Annotated in this window: 15 protein-coding genes; 4 read left to right on the forward strand and 11 right to left on the reverse strand. The window is 70.1% G+C overall.

The genetic code is table 11. The features are described 5' to 3' along the window. The first annotated feature begins 77 nt into the window (after positions 1–77). Positions 78–875: a class I SAM-dependent methyltransferase gene (locus tag FY030_RS15960; protein WP_238348466.1), complete on the forward strand. Its 798-nt coding sequence runs from the start codon at positions 78–80 to the stop codon at positions 873–875. A 564-nt stretch (positions 876–1,439) separates the two neighbouring features. Here the strand turns inward: FY030_RS15960 and dnaB are convergent. Next, positions 1,440–3,245 (reverse strand): replicative DNA helicase, encoded by a 1,806-nt coding sequence (gene dnaB, locus FY030_RS15965; protein WP_158062498.1) that lies wholly within the window; start codon positions 3,243–3,245, stop codon positions 1,440–1,442. A 413-nt stretch (positions 3,246–3,658) separates the two neighbouring features. Here dnaB and FY030_RS15970 point away from each other — a divergent pair, with 413 nt between their 5' ends. Both FY030_RS15970 and FY030_RS15975 read left to right on the forward strand, forming a co-directional pair. Further along, complete coding sequence (locus FY030_RS15970) at positions 3,659–4,138, forward strand: Hsp20/alpha crystallin family protein (protein ID WP_158062499.1); 480 nt, start codon at positions 3,659–3,661, stop codon at positions 4,136–4,138. A 54-nt stretch (positions 4,139–4,192) separates the two neighbouring features. Continuing rightward, on the forward strand, positions 4,193–5,536 hold the full coding sequence (locus FY030_RS15975; RefSeq protein ID WP_158062500.1) for an MATE family efflux transporter: 1,344 nt from the start codon (positions 4,193–4,195) through the stop codon (positions 5,534–5,536). A 57-nt stretch (positions 5,537–5,593) separates the two neighbouring features. On the opposite strand, the gene mnhG is transcribed toward FY030_RS15975, so the two are convergent. The 10 genes from mnhG to rpsF form a co-directional block, all read right to left on the reverse strand. Then, positions 5,594–5,947 (reverse strand): monovalent cation/H(+) antiporter subunit G, encoded by a 354-nt coding sequence (gene mnhG / locus FY030_RS15980; RefSeq protein ID WP_158062501.1) that lies wholly within the window; start codon positions 5,945–5,947, stop codon positions 5,594–5,596. Beyond that, positions 5,944–6,378: an MrpF/PhaF family protein gene (locus FY030_RS15985; RefSeq protein WP_158062502.1), complete on the reverse strand. Its 435-nt coding sequence runs from the start codon at positions 6,376–6,378 to the stop codon at positions 5,944–5,946. The genes mnhG and FY030_RS15985 overlap by 4 nt, the downstream gene beginning before the upstream one ends. Then, the gene (locus FY030_RS15990) at positions 6,375–7,061 is read right to left on the reverse strand and encodes a Na+/H+ antiporter subunit E (RefSeq protein ID WP_158062503.1); all 687 of its coding nucleotides are present in this window, start codon (positions 7,059–7,061) and stop codon (positions 6,375–6,377) included. Before FY030_RS15990 ends, FY030_RS15985 begins: the two co-directional genes overlap by 4 nt. Further along, a complete protein-coding gene (locus FY030_RS15995; protein WP_158062504.1) occupies positions 7,061–8,614 on the reverse strand; it encodes a Na+/H+ antiporter subunit D in 1,554 nt (517 codons plus the stop codon). Before FY030_RS15995 ends, FY030_RS15990 begins: the two co-directional genes overlap by 1 nt. Next, on the reverse strand, positions 8,611–9,321 hold the full coding sequence (locus tag FY030_RS16490) for a Na(+)/H(+) antiporter subunit C (RefSeq protein ID WP_192498654.1): 711 nt from the start codon (positions 9,319–9,321) through the stop codon (positions 8,611–8,613). Before FY030_RS16490 ends, FY030_RS15995 begins: the two co-directional genes overlap by 4 nt. After that, positions 9,318–12,326, reverse strand: a complete 3,009-nt coding sequence (locus FY030_RS16005; protein WP_158062505.1) for a Na+/H+ antiporter subunit A — start codon at positions 12,324–12,326, stop codon at positions 9,318–9,320. The genes FY030_RS16490 and FY030_RS16005 overlap by 4 nt, the downstream gene beginning before the upstream one ends. A 192-nt stretch (positions 12,327–12,518) precedes the next feature. Beyond that, complete coding sequence (gene rplI / locus FY030_RS16010) at positions 12,519–12,965, reverse strand: 50S ribosomal protein L9 (protein WP_158062506.1); 447 nt, start codon at positions 12,963–12,965, stop codon at positions 12,519–12,521. Positions 12,966–12,993: 28 nt separating this feature from the next. Then, the gene (gene rpsR / locus FY030_RS16015; RefSeq protein ID WP_131106287.1) at positions 12,994–13,230 is read right to left on the reverse strand and encodes a 30S ribosomal protein S18; all 237 of its coding nucleotides are present in this window, start codon (positions 13,228–13,230) and stop codon (positions 12,994–12,996) included. A 117-nt stretch (positions 13,231–13,347) separates the two neighbouring features. Then, complete coding sequence (locus tag FY030_RS16020) at positions 13,348–14,001, reverse strand: single-stranded DNA-binding protein (RefSeq protein ID WP_158062507.1); 654 nt, start codon at positions 13,999–14,001, stop codon at positions 13,348–13,350. A gap of 58 nt (positions 14,002–14,059) precedes the next feature. Beyond that, on the reverse strand, positions 14,060–14,347 hold the full coding sequence (rpsF, locus tag FY030_RS16025; RefSeq protein WP_158062508.1) for a 30S ribosomal protein S6: 288 nt from the start codon (positions 14,345–14,347) through the stop codon (positions 14,060–14,062). Positions 14,348–14,690: 343 nt separating this feature from the next. On the opposite strand from rpsF, the gene FY030_RS16030 reads away from it, so the two are divergent. Further along, entirely contained in the window at positions 14,691–15,860 is a 1,170-nt protein-coding gene (locus FY030_RS16030) for a nucleotide sugar dehydrogenase (RefSeq protein ID WP_158062509.1), read from the forward strand. Positions 15,861–15,878: the final 18 nt, after the last annotated feature.

The raw sequence follows: 15,878 nt of genomic DNA on the forward strand, positions 1-15,878 counted from the left end.
GCCCACAGCCCGGTCCTGCTCGGTGGGCGTCAATATTGGGTTGCCCCGGGCCGTGGTGGTCGCGAACTATCGGGTCCGTGACTGACGAGAACCAGGCCAACGAGTTCGACCACCCCTTATCCGCCGCAATCTACGACATGGCAGAGGGCTCGCGGGAGGACCTCGACCACTACGCCGCCATCGTTGAGGAACTCGGCGGCCGCTCGGTGGTCGACGTCGGCTGCGGCACTGGGGTGCTGGCGATCCTGCTGGCGGGCCGCGGGTATGCCGTCACCGGGGTGGACCCCGCCGGCGCCATGCTCGACGTGGCCCGTGCCAAGGCAGGTGCCGAGCAGGTCCGGTGGGTGCACGGGACCGCTGAAAGCCTGCCCGCACTCGTCCAGGACACGAGCTCCTCCGGCGGTCAGGAGACCAACCGACGCGGCGGGCATCAGACCGATCTGCCCGCCGACCTGGCCGTGATGACCGGCAACGTCGCCCAGGTCTTCCTCACCGACGAGGAATGGCTCGGCACGCTGCGTGCAATCCACGACGTGCTTGTCCCCGGCGGGCACCTGGTCTTCGAGACCCGCATCCCCCAGCGTCGCGCCTGGGAGGAGTGGGCGCGGTGGGGCTCCTCGGCCTACCACGTCGAGGGCGTGGGAGAGGTGCGGGACACCTTTGAGCTGGTCCGCGTGGAGGAGCCCTACGTCACCTTCCGCTCCGACAACACGCTGCCTGACGGCACGGTCGTGCCCAGCGAGTCGACGCTGGTCTTCCGGTCGATGACCGACCTGGAGCGGACCCTCGACGCGGCCGGCTTCACCATCCGGGACGTCCGCGACGCCCCGGACCGCCCGGACCGGGAGTGGGTCGTGCTCGCCCAGCGATCGTGACAGGCTGACCCTCGAATGTCCCGCTCGCAGCGGTGTGGACTGACCGCAACGGAGCTCTGGCGACGAACGATATCGAGAGAACTGAAAATTGGGTCAATGCATAGCGTGCCATTGACCCATAGAAGTGATGATCGACGTGATCCGGCGTTCACTGCGGCGCCCTGGTGCCTGTCCAGCGGGGCCAGTCGGTTGCTGCTCGCCCCCGACGTCGAGACCGCGATGTCTGCACGCGAGGGGCGGCACCCCGACGCCCTGCTGCGCGGAGGGGGACGAAGATCTGGCGGCTGGCCGAGTACCTGGCCAAGCTCGTAGCTGCCGGCCGTGACGTCCGGATCGACCCAGAGCCGTACCTGGACCGCGCCCGGCAGTCCGATGCCGCGCAGGCGTGCCTGGAGCGCGGGGGCGACCCACGATACCCAGGCGTGGACCCAGAGGACCTTGACCGCTGCCTGGACCTTGACGCCTTCGACCGGGCCCTGCGTGCCACCCCGAGTGACGACGACCTGCTCGTCGTGACCCCCTGCTGACGCCCGTGGTCAATTCGCTCGTCTTCCACCAAGCAGGTCAGAAGTTGCTGGCCATGTTGGTGAACTTGCTGTAGTGCCCCTGGAAGGCGACGACCACGGTGTCCGTCGGGCCGTTGCGGTGCTTGGCCACGATCACGTCGGCCTCGCCCTCCCGCGGGGATTCCCGCTCGTAGAGCGACTCGCGGTGCAGCAGGATCACGACGTCCGCGTCCTGCTCGATCGAACCACTTTCACGTAGGTCGCTCATCTGCGGCTTCTTGTCGGTGCGCTGCTCGGGACCACGGTTGAGCTGGGAGAGCGCGATAAGCGGCACCTCGAGCTCCTTGGCCAGGAGCTTGAGCGCACGGGAGAACTCGGCGACCTCCTGCTGGCGGGACTCGACCCGCTTGCCCGAGCTCATCAGCTGCAGGTAGTCGACGATGACCAACTTCAGCCCGTGCTGCTGCTTGAGCCGGCGGCACTTGGCCCGGATCTCCATCAGCGACATGTTCGGGGAGTCGTCGATGAAGAGGGGTGCGTCGGTGATCCGCCCCTGGGTCTCGGCCAGGCGGGTCCAGTCCCGATCGCGCATGGTGCCCTTGCGCATGTTCTGCAGCGGGATCTCCGACTCCGCCGAGAGCAGGCGCATGGTGATCTCGGTCCGGCTCATCTCCAGGCTGAAGACGACCGTCGGCATACCCGCCTTGATCGCCGCGGACCGGGCAATGTCCAGGGCGAAGGTCGAGTTGTGGGTGGGGATCATCGACCGGCCGGCCAGGTACAGGTGGTCGGCGTTCGACACCTGGATGCAGCGCACCGGCACCGTGGCCACCGGCCGCACCTCCACGATGCTCCACGTCTGCTCGTCGAGTCCGCCCGCGCCCTGACCGCGCGCCACGGTCACCTCCGCGCTGCCCTGCCAACGCTCCCGCACGACGCTGGTCGTGACGACCTGCGGCTCGCCGTCGATCGACACCTGCCACAGGTGCTCCTCGTCCGCGACGATGACCGAGCCGTCGGAGAACTCCACCTCGAAGCAGGGCCGGTCGAGCAGGACCTCGGTCGCCGCGACCACGGTCGTCGGCCGACCGTCGGCGCCGAGCACCTCCTCACCGACCGCGACCTCCCCCATCGTGGTCCAGCCCTGCGGGGTGGGCAGCGGGGTGTCCAGGGCGAGCGCCTTGCCGACAGCCGGCCTGGCCGCCACGATGACCATCTGGCCAGGGTGCAGCCCGTTGGTGAGCTCGTCCAGGTCGGTGAACCCGGTCGGCACACCGGTCATCTCCCCCGTGGAACCAGCGGCGTGCTCAATCTCGTCCATCGTGGGCTCGATGAGCTGACCCAGCGGGCGGTAGTCGTCGCCGCCCCGCGTCTCGGCGACGGCATACACCTCCGCCTGGGCGGCGTTGACGATCTCCTCCACGTCACCGCCCGCGTAGCCGCTCTGCACGATGCGCGTGCCGGCGTCGACCAGACGACGCAGCACGGCACGCTCGGCGACGATCTCGGCGTAGAAGGAGGCATTGGCCGCGGTGGGCACCGAGGCGATGAGCTGGTGCAGGTATGCCGTGCCGCCCACCCGCTGCAGGTCGCCCCGCTTGGTCAGCTCATCGCCCACGGTGATGGCGTCGACCGGCTCCCCCCGGGCGTAGAGGTCGACACAGGCGGCGAAGATCGTCTCGTGGGCGGGGCGGTAGAAGTCCTGGGCGCGGACAATCTCGGAGCACTCGGCGATGGCGTCCTTGGACAGCATCATCGAGCCGAGCGCGCTCTGCTCGGCGGCGACGTCCTGGGGCGGCAACCGGTCCTCGGGTCCCCCACCGGTGTCCGGAGGCCCGTAGACCTCCATCTCGCTCAGCGCCATGCGCCTCCCTCTCCATCCGATGACAGCCCCGATGACACCAGCGGCCACCGACAGACCCCGCCGGTGCGGGTCACGGCCGATCCCGCACGCGGGCGGTCGCCCCACCGTAAGCCGTCCCGTGAGGGAGCGCACCATCCTCCTGTGGACCGGGTGTGGACACAGGGTGGACGACGCGCAGGGGTGCCTGGGGACAGATGTGGACATCCCTGTGGACAAGCCAGCAACTTCCGCCCCATCACTGCCCTGACCTGCGCATTCATCACTCACAGCCTGTGGAGGAAAAGTTCTCCCGGGCGTGTCGGCCAAGGCCGGTGGGAAGACTTGCACCCTTGATCGACGTTTGGCACTCTAGAGGTGAGAGTGCTAATCGAGCACTCCACCAGCCCCAGGCTCAAGTGAACAAGGAGGACCAGATGATGAGCCGTTTCGACCCCTTCCGTGACATGGAGCGCTTGATGTCTGAGACGCTCCGCACCCCTGCCAGCTCGGCGATGCCGATGGACCTCTACCGCGCGGATGACTCCTTCGTCGCCAGGATCGACCTGCCGGGCGTGGACCCCGGCTCGATCGACGTCGACGTCGAGGAGCGCACCCTGACCATCCGGGCCGAGCGCCACGAGCAGGAGGACGTGGAGCAGTGGCTCTCGCACGAGCGCCCTTCCGGCACCTTTGCCCGCCAGCTCACCCTCGGTTACGGCGTGGCCCTGGACCGCATCGAGGCCGGCTACGAGGACGGCGTGCTGACGCTGACCATCCCGGTCGCCGAGGAGGCCAAGCCCCGCAAGATCCAGGTCGCGCACTCCGCCGGCGGCAACCGCCTGAACGGCACCAAGGACGTGCAGGGCGAGGTCACCTCGCGCAACGACCACGCGGAGACCGCGCAGGCCAGCTGACGCCGGCCGGACCGCCCCACCGGGCCCACCCCGGCCCGGTGGCAGAATCAGCCGGTGACCACCGACGACCAGAGATCTCCCGCGCCGACCCCGGCGCGGGAGATCTTGCGTCTGGCCATCCCGGCCTTCCTGGCGCTGGTCGCGGAGCCCCTCTTCCTCCTCGCCGACTCCGCGATCATCGGCCACCTGGGCACGGCTGCCCTGGCCGGCCTCGGGGTGGCCAGCGCGGTGCTGCTGACCGCGGTCAACCTGTTCATCTTCCTGGCCTACGGCACGACCGCAGTGGTCTCCCGCAAGCTCGGCGCCGGGGACCACCGCGGCGCCATCAGCGCCGGCATCGACGGGCTGTGGCTGGCGCTGCTGCTCGGCGCCCTGGCTGCGCTGGCCACGGCGGTCTGGGCCCAGCCCCTCCTCGAGCTCTTCGGAGCCAGCCCAGGGGTGACCAGCGAGGCAGTGACCTACCTGCGGTGGTCGGCGCTCGGCATACCGTGCATGCTCATCGTGCTCGCCGCGACCGGCGTGCTGCGCGGGCTGCAGGACACACGGACCCCGCTCATCGCCGCCGTGACCGGCTTTAGCGCCAACGCGGTGCTGTCCCTGGTGCTGGTGCACGTCGTCGGCTGGGGGATCGCCGGTGCGGCGATCGGCTCGGTGATCGCGCAGACCGGCATGGCGGTCTACCTGCTGCTCGTGGTCATCCGGGGAGCACGCCGCCTGGGCTCGGACCTGGCGCCCAGCGGGGCTGGGGTGCTCAAGGCGGCGCTGGGCGGCATACCGCTGCTGGTGCGCACGATCGCCCTGCGCGCCGCCCTGCTGCTCACCACCTGGCTCGCGGCCGGCCTCGGGGACGGCCCGCTGGCCGCCCACCAGGTGGCGATGACGGTCTGGGCGACACTGGCCTTCGCGCTCGACGCGCTGGCGATCGCCGCCCAGGCCCTCACCGGCAAGACGCTCGGCGCCGGGGACGTGCGCGGCACCCGGGAGACGACCCAGCTGATGGTGCGGTGGTCCATCTGGTTCGGCGTGATCCTGGCCGCGCTCATCCTCATCCTGCACCGCGTCATCCCCCTGGGCTTCAGCCAGGACCCCGACGTACGGACCGCGCTGGCCGCTGCGCTCATCGTGGTGGCCATCGGTCAGCCGATCGCCGGGGTGGCCTTCATCCTGGACGGCGTCCTGATCGGTGCCGGGGACACCCGGTGGCTGGCCTGGGCTCAGACGCTCGCCACCCTCGCCTACGTCCCCATGGTGCTGGCGGTCTGGGCGTCCGGCGTCACCGGCGTCACCGGCCTGGTCTGGCTCTGGGTGGCCTTCAACGGCTTCATGCTCGTCCGGGCCCTGCTGCTGTGGGGTCGCGGTCAGGGCGATCGCTGGATGGTGGTCGGCGCCGAGCGCTGACCCCGTGCCCTGCCGTGCTCGGTATGGCGTGCCGGGCGCCCTCGCTGCGGTGGCAGGCTAGTGGTGGTCGGGGCTCTGGTCGTGCTCTCGCCGGCCCAGGTGGATGTCGGTGGGGGCGATCTGACCGGTGCGGAAGCCGGCGCGGCCGACCATGTGGGCAGCGGCGGGGATGGTGAGCATCTGGAACAGCGTGATCAGCACCAGCATGCCGACGTCCAGGCCCGAGCGGGTCCGCAGACCGACGCCGAGCATGACCAGGATGACCCCGAGGATCTGCGGCTTGGTGCCGGCGTGCATGCGGGTCAGGAGGTCGGGGAAGCGCAGCAGACCAATGGCGGCCGCGACGCAGAGCATTGCCCCCAGGAGCAGACAGATGAGCCCCAGGACGTCCAGCACGTCGTAGAAGTTCACGGGTGGCCTCCGCCGCGTCCGGGTCTGTGGTCGGGGGCGGCCCGATGGGCCCGGGCAGCGTGGGAGCGGCGCGGGCCGCGACGGGCCAAACTGTGCCGGGGAGCGGGCGAGCCGCCCTCCTCGAGCCGGTCCGGTGCGGGCGCGACGAACGGGATGTCGCGGTCCCGGGCCACGAACCGGGCCACGGCGACCGAGCCCATGAAGCCGACCAGCGACAAGGAGATCAGCAGGGGCAGGGTGGTCCAGGCGTCGGTGAGAGCCGCGTAGGCGCCTAGCGCGCAGACCACGATGGAGACCAGCACGTCGGTGGCCACGACGCGGTCCAGCACGCTGGGGCCCAGGGTGATCCGGATCAGGCTGAGCAGGGCGGAGACGAAAAGCAACCCGCCGATCGCCCAGGTGAGCCAGGTCTCGATGGTGTCGATGTTCATCGCGGCGTCTCCTCCTCCGGAGCCTGCGGACCCTCGTCGGGCCGCATCTCCTCGACCCGCTGCCCGGTCTGCTCCCTGACCTGGTCGGCCGTCTCGGACACGGGCCCGTGCCTGGTCGCCGTCCGCTGGGCCTCCCGGCGTCGGCGCGGGTCCAGCAGGGCCTCCGGGTCCGGGTGTAGGGCGCGCAGCACCCGCGCCTCCTGGGCGCGGATCCGCCGCCGCACCGCTTCTGCTTCCTGCCGGGTGCGCACGTCCAGGGCGTGGATGGTCAGCACCCGGGTAGCCGGGTCCAGCTCGATGACGACCGAGCCCGGGACGAGGGTGACCATCTCCCCGGTGAGCACCTGCAGCAGCTCGTCGTCGCCCACCAGCTCCATATCCATCACCACCCCGCCGACGGTCGGGCCCGGGCGGACCGTCAGCCAGGCGACCTGGAAGGAGGCGACGGCCAGGTCGTAGCTGAACCGGCTGATCAGCACGATCAGCCCCCAGGGACGAGGGCGCAGCCGCACCAGCACGTGCGGCAGCGGGAAGAGCAACAGCACGATGACCGCGACGATCGCTCCGCCGACGACGGCCACCGGGGTGACCTCGCCCCAGAGCATGACCCAGACCACGGTCAGCCACAGCAGCGCCCACGGGGACATTCGCCACCGGCGGGGGGAAAGCAGACCTCTGATCATCACAGCGACACCCCCGATCCGAGCACGGCCTCCAGGTAAGGGGTGCGCTGCACGAGGTCCACGGCAGCGCGGGTGGCCACCCCGAAGAGCGGGCCGGCCACCACGGTCAGGGCGACGCCGACCCCGACCAGCGCGGTCGTGGGTACCAGCACCCCGAGGCCAAGGGCCGAGTGGTGGCCCCCGCGCACCGGGCCCGCGCCGGTCAGCCCGGTCGCGTTCTCCGACCAGAAGGAGCGACCCCACATCTTGGCCACGGCATAGAGCGTGAGCAGGGAGGTGGCCACCGAGGCGACGACGACGGTATAGGCCAGCCACGACCCGTCGCTGACACCGGCCTGGATGAGCCCGACCTTGCCCAGGAAGCCGGTGAAGGGCGGGATGCCGGCCAGGTTCATCGCCGGGATGAAGAAGAGGACGCCAACGACCGGCGAGATGCGCGCGAGGTCGCCGAGCCGGGTGCTGTCAGAGGAACCACCCACCCGTTCCACCAGCCCGACCACGAGGAAGAGCGTGGTCTGGATGAGGATGTGGTGGGCCACGTAGAAGATCGCCGAGCCCAACCCATGCGTGCTGCCCAGCGCGATGCCGAAGAGCATGTAGCCGATGTGGCTGACCAGGGTGAAGGAGAGCATCCGCTTGATGTCGTCCTGGGCGATCGCGCCGAGGATGCCGACCACCATGGTCAGCAGTGCCGCCCACAGCAGCAGGTCCTCGAACCGCGACTGCGGGAAGAGCAGCGTCTGGGTGCGGATGATGGCGTAGATGCCGACCTTGGTCAGCAGCCCGGCGAACACCGCCGTGACCGGTGCGGGGGCCGTCGGGTAGGAGTCGGGCAGCCACCCGGACATCGGGAAGACCGCGGCCTTGACCGCGAAACCCACCAGCAGCATCACGTGCAGCAGCGCCGCCGTGCCCGGGGAGATCTCTCCCAGCCGCTGGGAGAGCAGGGCCAGGTTGACCGTGCCGGTCGCGCCGTAGACCAGGCCGATGGCCGCCAGGAAGATCATCGAGGACAGCAGGGAGACCTGGACGTAGGTGATCCCCGCCCGCACCCGCTCCAGGGTGCCGCCGAGGGTGAGCAGCACGAAGCTGGCGGCGAGCAGCATCTCGAAGCCGACGTAGATGTGGAACAGGTCTCCGGCGACGAAGGTGGTGGTGACGCCGGCGGCGAGCACCAGCAGCGAGGGGTGGAAGACCGGAAGGGGGGAGTGTCCGTCACTCTCGTCGTCGAAGCTACTGGCCCCCTGCCCGATGGAGTAGGCCAGGACCGCCAGGGTCACCGTGGTCGAGACGATCACCATGAGGGCGGAGAGCCGGTCCACGACCAGCGTGATCCCCTCGAACGGGGTCCACCCGCCGACGTACATCACCTGCGGGCCGAGGGTGTCCGCCGCCCAGAGCAGCACGCCGGCGCAGCCCAGCATGCCGATCAGCACGCACATGCTCACCACGCGCTGCACCCAGGTATTGCGGGCCGCCGCCAAGGTCAGACCGGCGCCGACCAGCGGCAGCAGCACCACCATCGGGACCAGCCAGGCGTACTCCGTGATCATCGCTTGCCCCCCTCAGGGTCGCTGCCCTGCGCGTCGCCTGAGGAGTCGTCCCGGCCGGGGCTAAGGTCCAGGCCGCGCTCGGCCCCGTCGGTGGACTCACCGGCGGTCCGCCCCGACGCGTCGACCGTGGCCCCGCCGTCAGCGAGCCGCTCCTCGGCGACGTCCTCCGGGTCGACCGTGCCCTGGCCCGGTCCGCCCATCGCGTGGTCGTAGCGCTCGGTGGTGGGGGTGGCCGGGTCGCCCGGGATGCCCTGGCGGGTCGTCTCGTGCATCTTGCGCTCGGTGCGCTGGGTCTCGGCGGCGATCTCGTCGGCCCGCTCGCGGGCACTGGGGCCATCGATCTCGACGGCCTCGGCCATCGCGTGGATGCGCGCGGACTCGAGGTCGTCGACGACCAAGTCCTCGCGGCCCAGCTGCCAGCTGCGGTGCGCGAGAGCCAGGACGAAGGCGGTCATCGCCAGGGTGATGACGATCGCGGTGAGCACCAATGCCTGGGGGACCGGGTCAGCCATGGCCGTGTCCTCGGAGACCCCCACGATGGGGGGCGCGCCAGCGGGTCCCGAGCCGATGATGTAGAGCAGGTTGATGCCGTTGCCCATGAGCAGGAAACCCATGAGCGCACGCACCAGAGAGCGGGCCAGGAACAGGTAGACCCCGGTGCCGATGAGCACGCTGGCTACGACGATGAGCGAGAGGTTGGGGGTCACCGGGACGCCACCCCCTCGGCCTGCTCCTGCTCGCTCTCCACGCGGATCTGGTTGTCGATCCCCGACCCCAGGCTGCGCAGGATGTCGAGCATCAGGCCCAGGACGACCAGGTAGACGCCGACGTCGAAGAACAGCGCGGTCACCAGGTGCACCTCACCCAGCAGGGGGATCTGCAGGTAGGTGTCCCAGGTGCGCAGGGCCGGGCTGCCGAAGGCCATCGGGACCAGGGCCGACCCGGCCGCGATGAACAGGCCGGTGCCGAGCAGGGCCGCAGGCATGACCGGCAGCGCGGCGCGCAGCTCGTAGCCGCGCCCGGCCAGGTAGCGCAGGCACAGCGCCAGGCCGCCCACCAGCCCCGCCGCGAAGCCGCCGCCGGGCTGGTTGTGGCCCGAGAGCAGCAGGTAGACCGACCACAGCAGCACAGTGTGGAAGACCAGGCGGGTGACAACCTCAAAGATCGTCGAGCGGCGCTGCGGGTCCAGCTGGTCGCCCGCCGTCAGCCACCGGCTGGGGCCGCTGACCCGAGAAGTGACCCCGCGGGGGGTGCGCAACCGGGCGCGGCTGCCCCGCGCGGTGCGCAGACCAGCCCGCACCCGGTCCATGATGTCCTCGCGCAGGAAGACCAGGCTGGCCACACCGGTCGCGCAGGCCAGCACGACCGACAGCTCGCCCATGGTGTCCCAGGCGCGCACGTCCACCAGGATGACGTTGACGATGTTGTAACCGGCGCCGTAGTCGACCGCGCGCTCGGGCAGGCCCATGCCGGCGGGCTCGTGGATGCGCGAGGAGGTGGCGATCAAGGCACTGAGGCCGATCACCACACCGGCGGCGGTCCCGAGCAGGGCGCGCACCCGCCTGGTCATCCGGCTCGGGTCGTCGGGGAAGCGCCCGGACAGGCGGCGCAGGACCAGGACGAGGACAACCAGCGAGACCGTCTCGACCAGGATCTGGGTCAGCGCGATGTCGGGGGCGCCGTGCAGCAGGTAGAGCATCGCTGTGCCGTAGCCGGTGACACCGACCAGGAAGACCGCCCGCAGGCGCCGCCGGGCGCGGGTGGCTAGGACCGCGGCCAGGATGATCAGCACGATCACGGCGACCTGTGCGGCACTGTCGGCGATCCGGACCCGCTCGGGCCAGGCGATGTCCCCGGTCACCATCTGGTAGGCCGGCAGCGCGATGAGGACGCTGATGATGATGCCGAGCAGCGCGGGCAGCGAGCCCCGCTGGAAGAAGCCGGTGATCTCCAGAGCGGTCCGGTCCAGACCGCGCATCAGGTGGTGATAGGTCCGGCCCGCGTCGAAGGGCCACAGCGGCACCGGCACCTCCACGGGCCGGCGGGCCTGCGCGCCCCACCACAGCGTGCCCAGCACCCACACCAGGATCGAGGCGTAGAGCGGCAGGCCGAGACCGTGCCACAGGCCCAGGTGCACCGCATAGCCATCGGCGACGGCGGTCACCGAGGAGGTATGCGGTGCCAGCGCCGCTTCCAGGGCGGTCGAGGTGACCCCCAGCACGACGCTGGCCAGGGCCAGCAGGAGCGGGACCCCGATCAGGATCGCGGTGGGCGGGTGCCAGCTGGTCTCCGCGTCCGCGGCGGTCGGGCCGGCCGGGGCAGCGAGGGTGGCGCCTGCGTCGCTGCCCTGGCCCGTCCGGCTCTCCCCCGCCCGGGGCTGCTCGACGCGCGGCAGCTGCGGCGGCCGAGAGGCGTCGGTGAAGGCGCCCCAGACGAAGCGGGCGGAGTAGGCCATGGTCAGCACCGATCCGAGCACGACGGAGACCGCGGCGAAGCCCTGCAGCGACCACCAGCCGTCCACCGGGTAGAGCACGGCCGTGAGCGCGGCCTCCTTGCCGACGAAGCCGAGCAGCACCGGGATGCCGGCCATCGACATGGCGCCCAGGGTGCCGGCGACCGCCAGCAGCGGGGCGCGGCGGCGCACCCCCGTGAGGCGGCGGATGTCGCGGGTGCCGGCGGCGTGGTCGATCGCGCCGGTGGTGAGGAAGAGCGCGGCCTTGAACAGCGCGTGGGCGACCAGCATGGTCAGCCCGGCCAGGGTGGCTCCCTCGCTGCCGTAGCCGACGAGCAGGAGCAGGAAGCCCAGCTGACTGACCGTCCCGTAGGCCAGGAGCAGCTTCAGGTCGGTCTGCCGGGTCGCGCGGAAGCCACCCAGGAGCATGGTGAATCCACCCAGGACCAGCACCACGACCTGCCAGGTGAGCAGGTCGGCATACCCCGGCGCGAACCGGGCGACCAGGTAGACACCGGCCTTGACCATCGCGGCGGCGTGCAGGTAGGCGCTGACCGGTGTCGGGGCGGCCATCGCGCCGGGCAGCCAGAAGTGGAAGGGAAACAGGGCGGACTTGGTGATCGCGCCGACCAGCAGCAGGGCGATCCCCCAGGCCACGGTCGTCCCGGTGTGAGGCTCGGCCACCAGCTCGCTGATCCGGTAGGTGCCGGCGCCCTCGCCGAGCATGACGATCCCGATCAGCATCGCCAGCCCGCCGAAGGTGGTGACGATGAGCGCCTGCTTGGCGGCCCGGGTGCTGGCCGCGCTGGTGGTCAGATAGCCGACCAGCAGGTAGGACAGGACGGTGGTGATCTCCCAGAAGATGTAGAGCACCAGCAGGTCATCGGTGGTGACCAGGCCGAGCATCGCCCCCGCGAAGGCGACCAGAGCCCCGGCCAGCAGCCCCAGGTTGCCGTCGTCGTCGTCGAAGTAGTGGGCGCAGTAGACCAGGATGAGCGCGCCGATTGCGGACACGATCAGGGTCATCACCCAGGCGAGGGTGTCCATCCGGAAGGCCAGGTCCATCCCGAGGGCGGCGACCCAGTCGAGGTGCTCGACGTGGGCGTCCCCCGCCCCTGCGGGCAGCTGGCCGGCAGCCCAGACCGCTGTGGCGGCGGGAGCCAGGGCCAGCACGTGGAAGGCCTTGGCCCCGAGGCGTCGCACCAGCGAGGGCGCGAGGCAGGCGGCCAGGAGGTGGATGAGGAGGAAGGTGATGAGCACAGATCCTCCTCAGTAGTTGACGCGTCCCGGACCAGGGTACGCGTGGTTTGTCGGTGGCGCGACAGGCGGACCTGCCGGGCGGGAGGGGACGAGAAGGCCGCGACAGCGGGACGACCGGCATACCCGCGCCCATGATGCCAAAAGCCCCGGTCCCAAGAGAAACGGAACCGGGGCCTGAGGGTCAGAGCGTGGTCAGGAGGCGACCACGTTGATGGTCACGTCGACCGCGACCTCGTCGTGCAGACGCACGTGCACCGGGTGCTCACCCACGGCGCGGATGGGGCTGCGGACCTCGATGCGGCGCTTGTCCACCTGCGGGCCGCCGGAGGCCGCGATGGCCTCGGCGATCTCGCTGGGGGTGACGGCGCCGAACAGGCGGCCGCCCTGGCCGGCACGGGCGGTCACGGTGACCGTCGTGCTCTCGAGCGTGGCCTTGGCGGTTGCGGCCTCCTCGGCAGTGCGCAGCGCGCGCTTCTCGCGGCCGGCCTTGATCGAGTCGACCTGCTTCTGGCCGCCCTTGGTCCACGGCGTGGCGACCTGGCGGGGCAGCAGGAAGTTGCGGGCATAGCCGTCCTTGACATCGACGACGTCACCGGCCTCGCCGAGGCCGGTCACCGGCTGGGTCAGGATGATCTTCATTGTGCTTCTCCGATCGTGTCTGCGCGGCTCAGCGGGCGGAGCTGCTGTAGGGCAGCAACGCCATCTCGCGGGCGTTCTTCACCGCGTTGGCGATACGGCGCTGCTCCTGGACGGAGACGCCGGTGACGCGACGCGCGCGGATCTTGCCGCGGTCGGAGATGAACTTGCGCAGCAGCGCGGTGTCCTTGTAGTCGATCGCCTCGATCTTGGCGGTCTTGAGCGGGTTGGCCTTCTTCTTCGGCTTACGCATGACGGGCTTGGCCATCGTGGTGCTCTCCCTTTCTACGAAGAGCCCGAGCCGTGCTCGGGATGGTGTGTCTTGAATGGGTATGCGGTGCCGTGCCCTCGTCGGGCCGGTCACCGCTGTTGTGTCGTGGGCGGGCTAGAAAGGCGGCTCGTCGTAGGACGGCGCGCCGCCCCAGCCGCCGGACTGGCCACCGCCACTGGTGTTGCTGGCGCCACCGGTGGCCCACGGGTCGCTGTCCGGGGCCGAGGTGCCAGCGGCCTGCTGGCCACCCTGTGCCGGCTGACCAGACTGACCGGCCTGACCCTGACCCTGGTTCCAACCGCCCTGGCCGGACTGGCCCTGGCCCTGGCCCGGGTTCCAACCACCCTGGCCGCCCTGGCCGGACTGACCGCCCTGCCAGCCGCCACCGCCGCCACCCTGGCCGCGCTGGGCCTTGGTGACCTGCGCGGTGGCGTAGCGCAGAGACGGGCCGACCTCGTCGACCTGCATCTCCATCACGGTCCGGTTCTCACCCTCCGGCGTCTGCCAGGAGCGGGAAACCAGCCGACCGTTGGCGATCACGCGGTCACCGCGGTGCAGCGACTCGGCGGCGTGCTCGGCCGCCTCCCGCCACACCGAGCAGCGCATGAACAGCGTCTCGCCGTCCTTCCACTCGTTGGCCTGCTTGTCGAAGGTGCGGGGGGTCGAGGCCACGGTGAAGTTGGCCACCGCCGCACCGCTGGGGGTGAAGCGCAGCTCGGGGTCGGCGGTCAGGTTGCCGATGACGGTGATGGGGGTCTCTCCGGCCATGTCAGGTCATCCTCGATCGTCGTCGTGGGCGGGGTTGGTCAGATGGGGAGCGAGCAGATCAGACGTCGCGACGCAGCACCTTGGTCCGCATGACGGACTCGTTGAGGCCCAGCTGACGGTCCAGCTCCTGGGCGGTCGCGGGGTCGGCGGTCATCTGGATGACGGCATAGATCCCCTCGGCCTGCTTCCTGATCTCATAGGCCAGGCGACGGCGGCCCAGGATGTCGATCTCGTCGACGGAGCCACCTTCCTTCCCCACGACGGCGAGCATCTTCTCCAGCGTGGGCTGAAGGGTGCGCTCCTCGGTCTCGGGGTCGAGGATGATCATCAGTTCGTACTGACGCATGCGTGAACCCACCTCCTTCGGTCTGTAGCGGTCACGGTCTCTCCGTGACAGGAGGGCTTCATACGTTTCGTCACCGCTACCCCCAGCCTGCCACCGACCGGGAGGTCGGGGCGGGGTTATCCACAACGGAGCAACCTGCAGGGAGGAGCGGTCAACGAGCATACGATACCGACCACGCCGGGCAGCGGCCTAATCCCCTGCCCTCGACACGGGTAATGTCACCCCTCGCGAGCGCCTCCGCGGGCACTGCGCCGGCGGTCCGCCGGGCCGGCGGCCCGGCTGCTCTCACCGGGATCTCACCGGAGCCCCGCCATACTGGTCCGGTCCAACCCGAAGGAGTCCTATGAAGATCGCGATTGCCGGCACCGGTTATGTCGGTCTGTCCAATGCCGTGGTGCTGGCCCAGAACCACGAGGTCGTAGCCCTGGATATCAACCCGGCCAAGGTCGAGCTGATCAACCAGCGCCAGTCCCCCATCGTGGACACCGAGCTCACGGACTACCTGGCGACCAACAACCTTGACCTGCGCGCGACCACCGACCCGGCCCAGGCCTACACCGGCGCCGACTGGGTCGTGATCGCCACCCCGACCGACTACGACACCGAGACCAACTTCTTCGACACCTCCAGCGTGGAAGCGGTGCTCGCCGACGTCCTGGACATCAACCCCCGGGCCGCAGTCGTGATCAAGTCCACCATCCCCGTGGGCTACACGGAACGGTTGCGCGAGCAACACCCGGGGGCCACGGTCATCTTCTCCCCAGAGTTCCTCCGGGAGGGTCGGGCTCTGCACGACAACCTGCACCCCTCGCGGATCATCGTCGGTGACACCGGTGAGCGCGGGAGGCAGTTCGCCGACCTGCTCCTGGAAGGCGCGCTGGACAAAGACGTCCCGGTGCTGCTCACCGGGTCCACCGAGGCCGAGGCGATCAAGCTGTTCGCCAACACCTACCTGGCCATGCGGGTGGCCTACTTCAACGAGCTGGACACCTACGCCGTCACCCGAGGCCTCGACACCCGCCAGATCATCGAGGGCGTCGGCCTGGACCCCCGCATCGGCTCGCACTACAACAACCCCTCCTTCGGCTACGGCGGCTACTGCCTGCCCAAGGACACCCGCCAGTTGCTGGCCAACTACGGCGACGTCCCCCAGACGCTCATCACCGCGATCGTGGACGCCAACACCACCCGTATGGACTTCATCACTACCGACATCGTCTCCCGACACCCCCGCCAGGTTGGTATCTACCGCCTCATCATGAAGGCCGGCTCCGACAACTTCCGCGCCTCCTCCATCCAGGGCGTGATGTCCCGCCTGCAGGCCCAGGGCATTGAGGTCGCCGTCTATGAGCCCGCCCTGGACGAGGACTCCTTCCAGGGTTGCCGCGTCTACCAGGACCTTCAGGAGTTCGTCACCGCCAGCGACATCATCATCGCCAACCGCCGCGACGACCACCTCCAGGAGCTGGCGGGCGACAAGGTCTACAGTCGAGACATCTACCAGCGAGACTGACCCGGATCCTGACCCGCG

The sequence above is a fragment of the Ornithinimicrobium pratense genome (assembly GCF_008843165.1).
In the GTDB taxonomy this organism is placed as follows: domain Bacteria; phylum Actinomycetota; class Actinomycetes; order Actinomycetales; family Dermatophilaceae; genus Ornithinicoccus; species Ornithinicoccus pratensis.

Bases quoted from the DNA above. Each gene is read 5' to 3' on its own strand.
- FY030_RS15985 (WP_158062502.1), bottom strand. From the start codon at position 6,378: ATGAACATCGACACCATCGAGACCTGGCTCACCTGGGCGATCGGCGGG.
- dnaB (WP_158062498.1), bottom strand. From the start codon at position 3,245: ATGGCGCTGAGCGAGATGGAGGTCTACGGGCCTCCGGACACCGGTGGG.
- rpsR (WP_131106287.1), bottom strand. From the start codon at position 13,230: ATGGCCAAGCCCGTCATGCGTAAGCCGAAGAAGAAGGCCAACCCGCTC.
- FY030_RS16030 (WP_158062509.1), top strand. From the start codon at position 14,691: ATGAAGATCGCGATTGCCGGCACCGGTTATGTCGGTCTGTCCAATGCC.
- FY030_RS15990 (WP_158062503.1), bottom strand. From the start codon at position 7,061: ATGATCAGAGGTCTGCTTTCCCCCCGCCGGTGGCGAATGTCCCCGTGG.
- FY030_RS16020 (WP_158062507.1), bottom strand. From the start codon at position 14,001: ATGGCCGGAGAGACCCCCATCACCGTCATCGGCAACCTGACCGCCGAC.
- rplI (WP_158062506.1), bottom strand. From the start codon at position 12,965: ATGAAGATCATCCTGACCCAGCCGGTGACCGGCCTCGGCGAGGCCGGT.
- rpsF (WP_158062508.1), bottom strand. From the start codon at position 14,347: ATGCGTCAGTACGAACTGATGATCATCCTCGACCCCGAGACCGAGGAG.
- FY030_RS15970 (WP_158062499.1), top strand. From the start codon at position 3,659: ATGATGAGCCGTTTCGACCCCTTCCGTGACATGGAGCGCTTGATGTCT.
- FY030_RS15995 (WP_158062504.1), bottom strand. From the start codon at position 8,614: ATGATCACGGAGTACGCCTGGCTGGTCCCGATGGTGGTGCTGCTGCCG.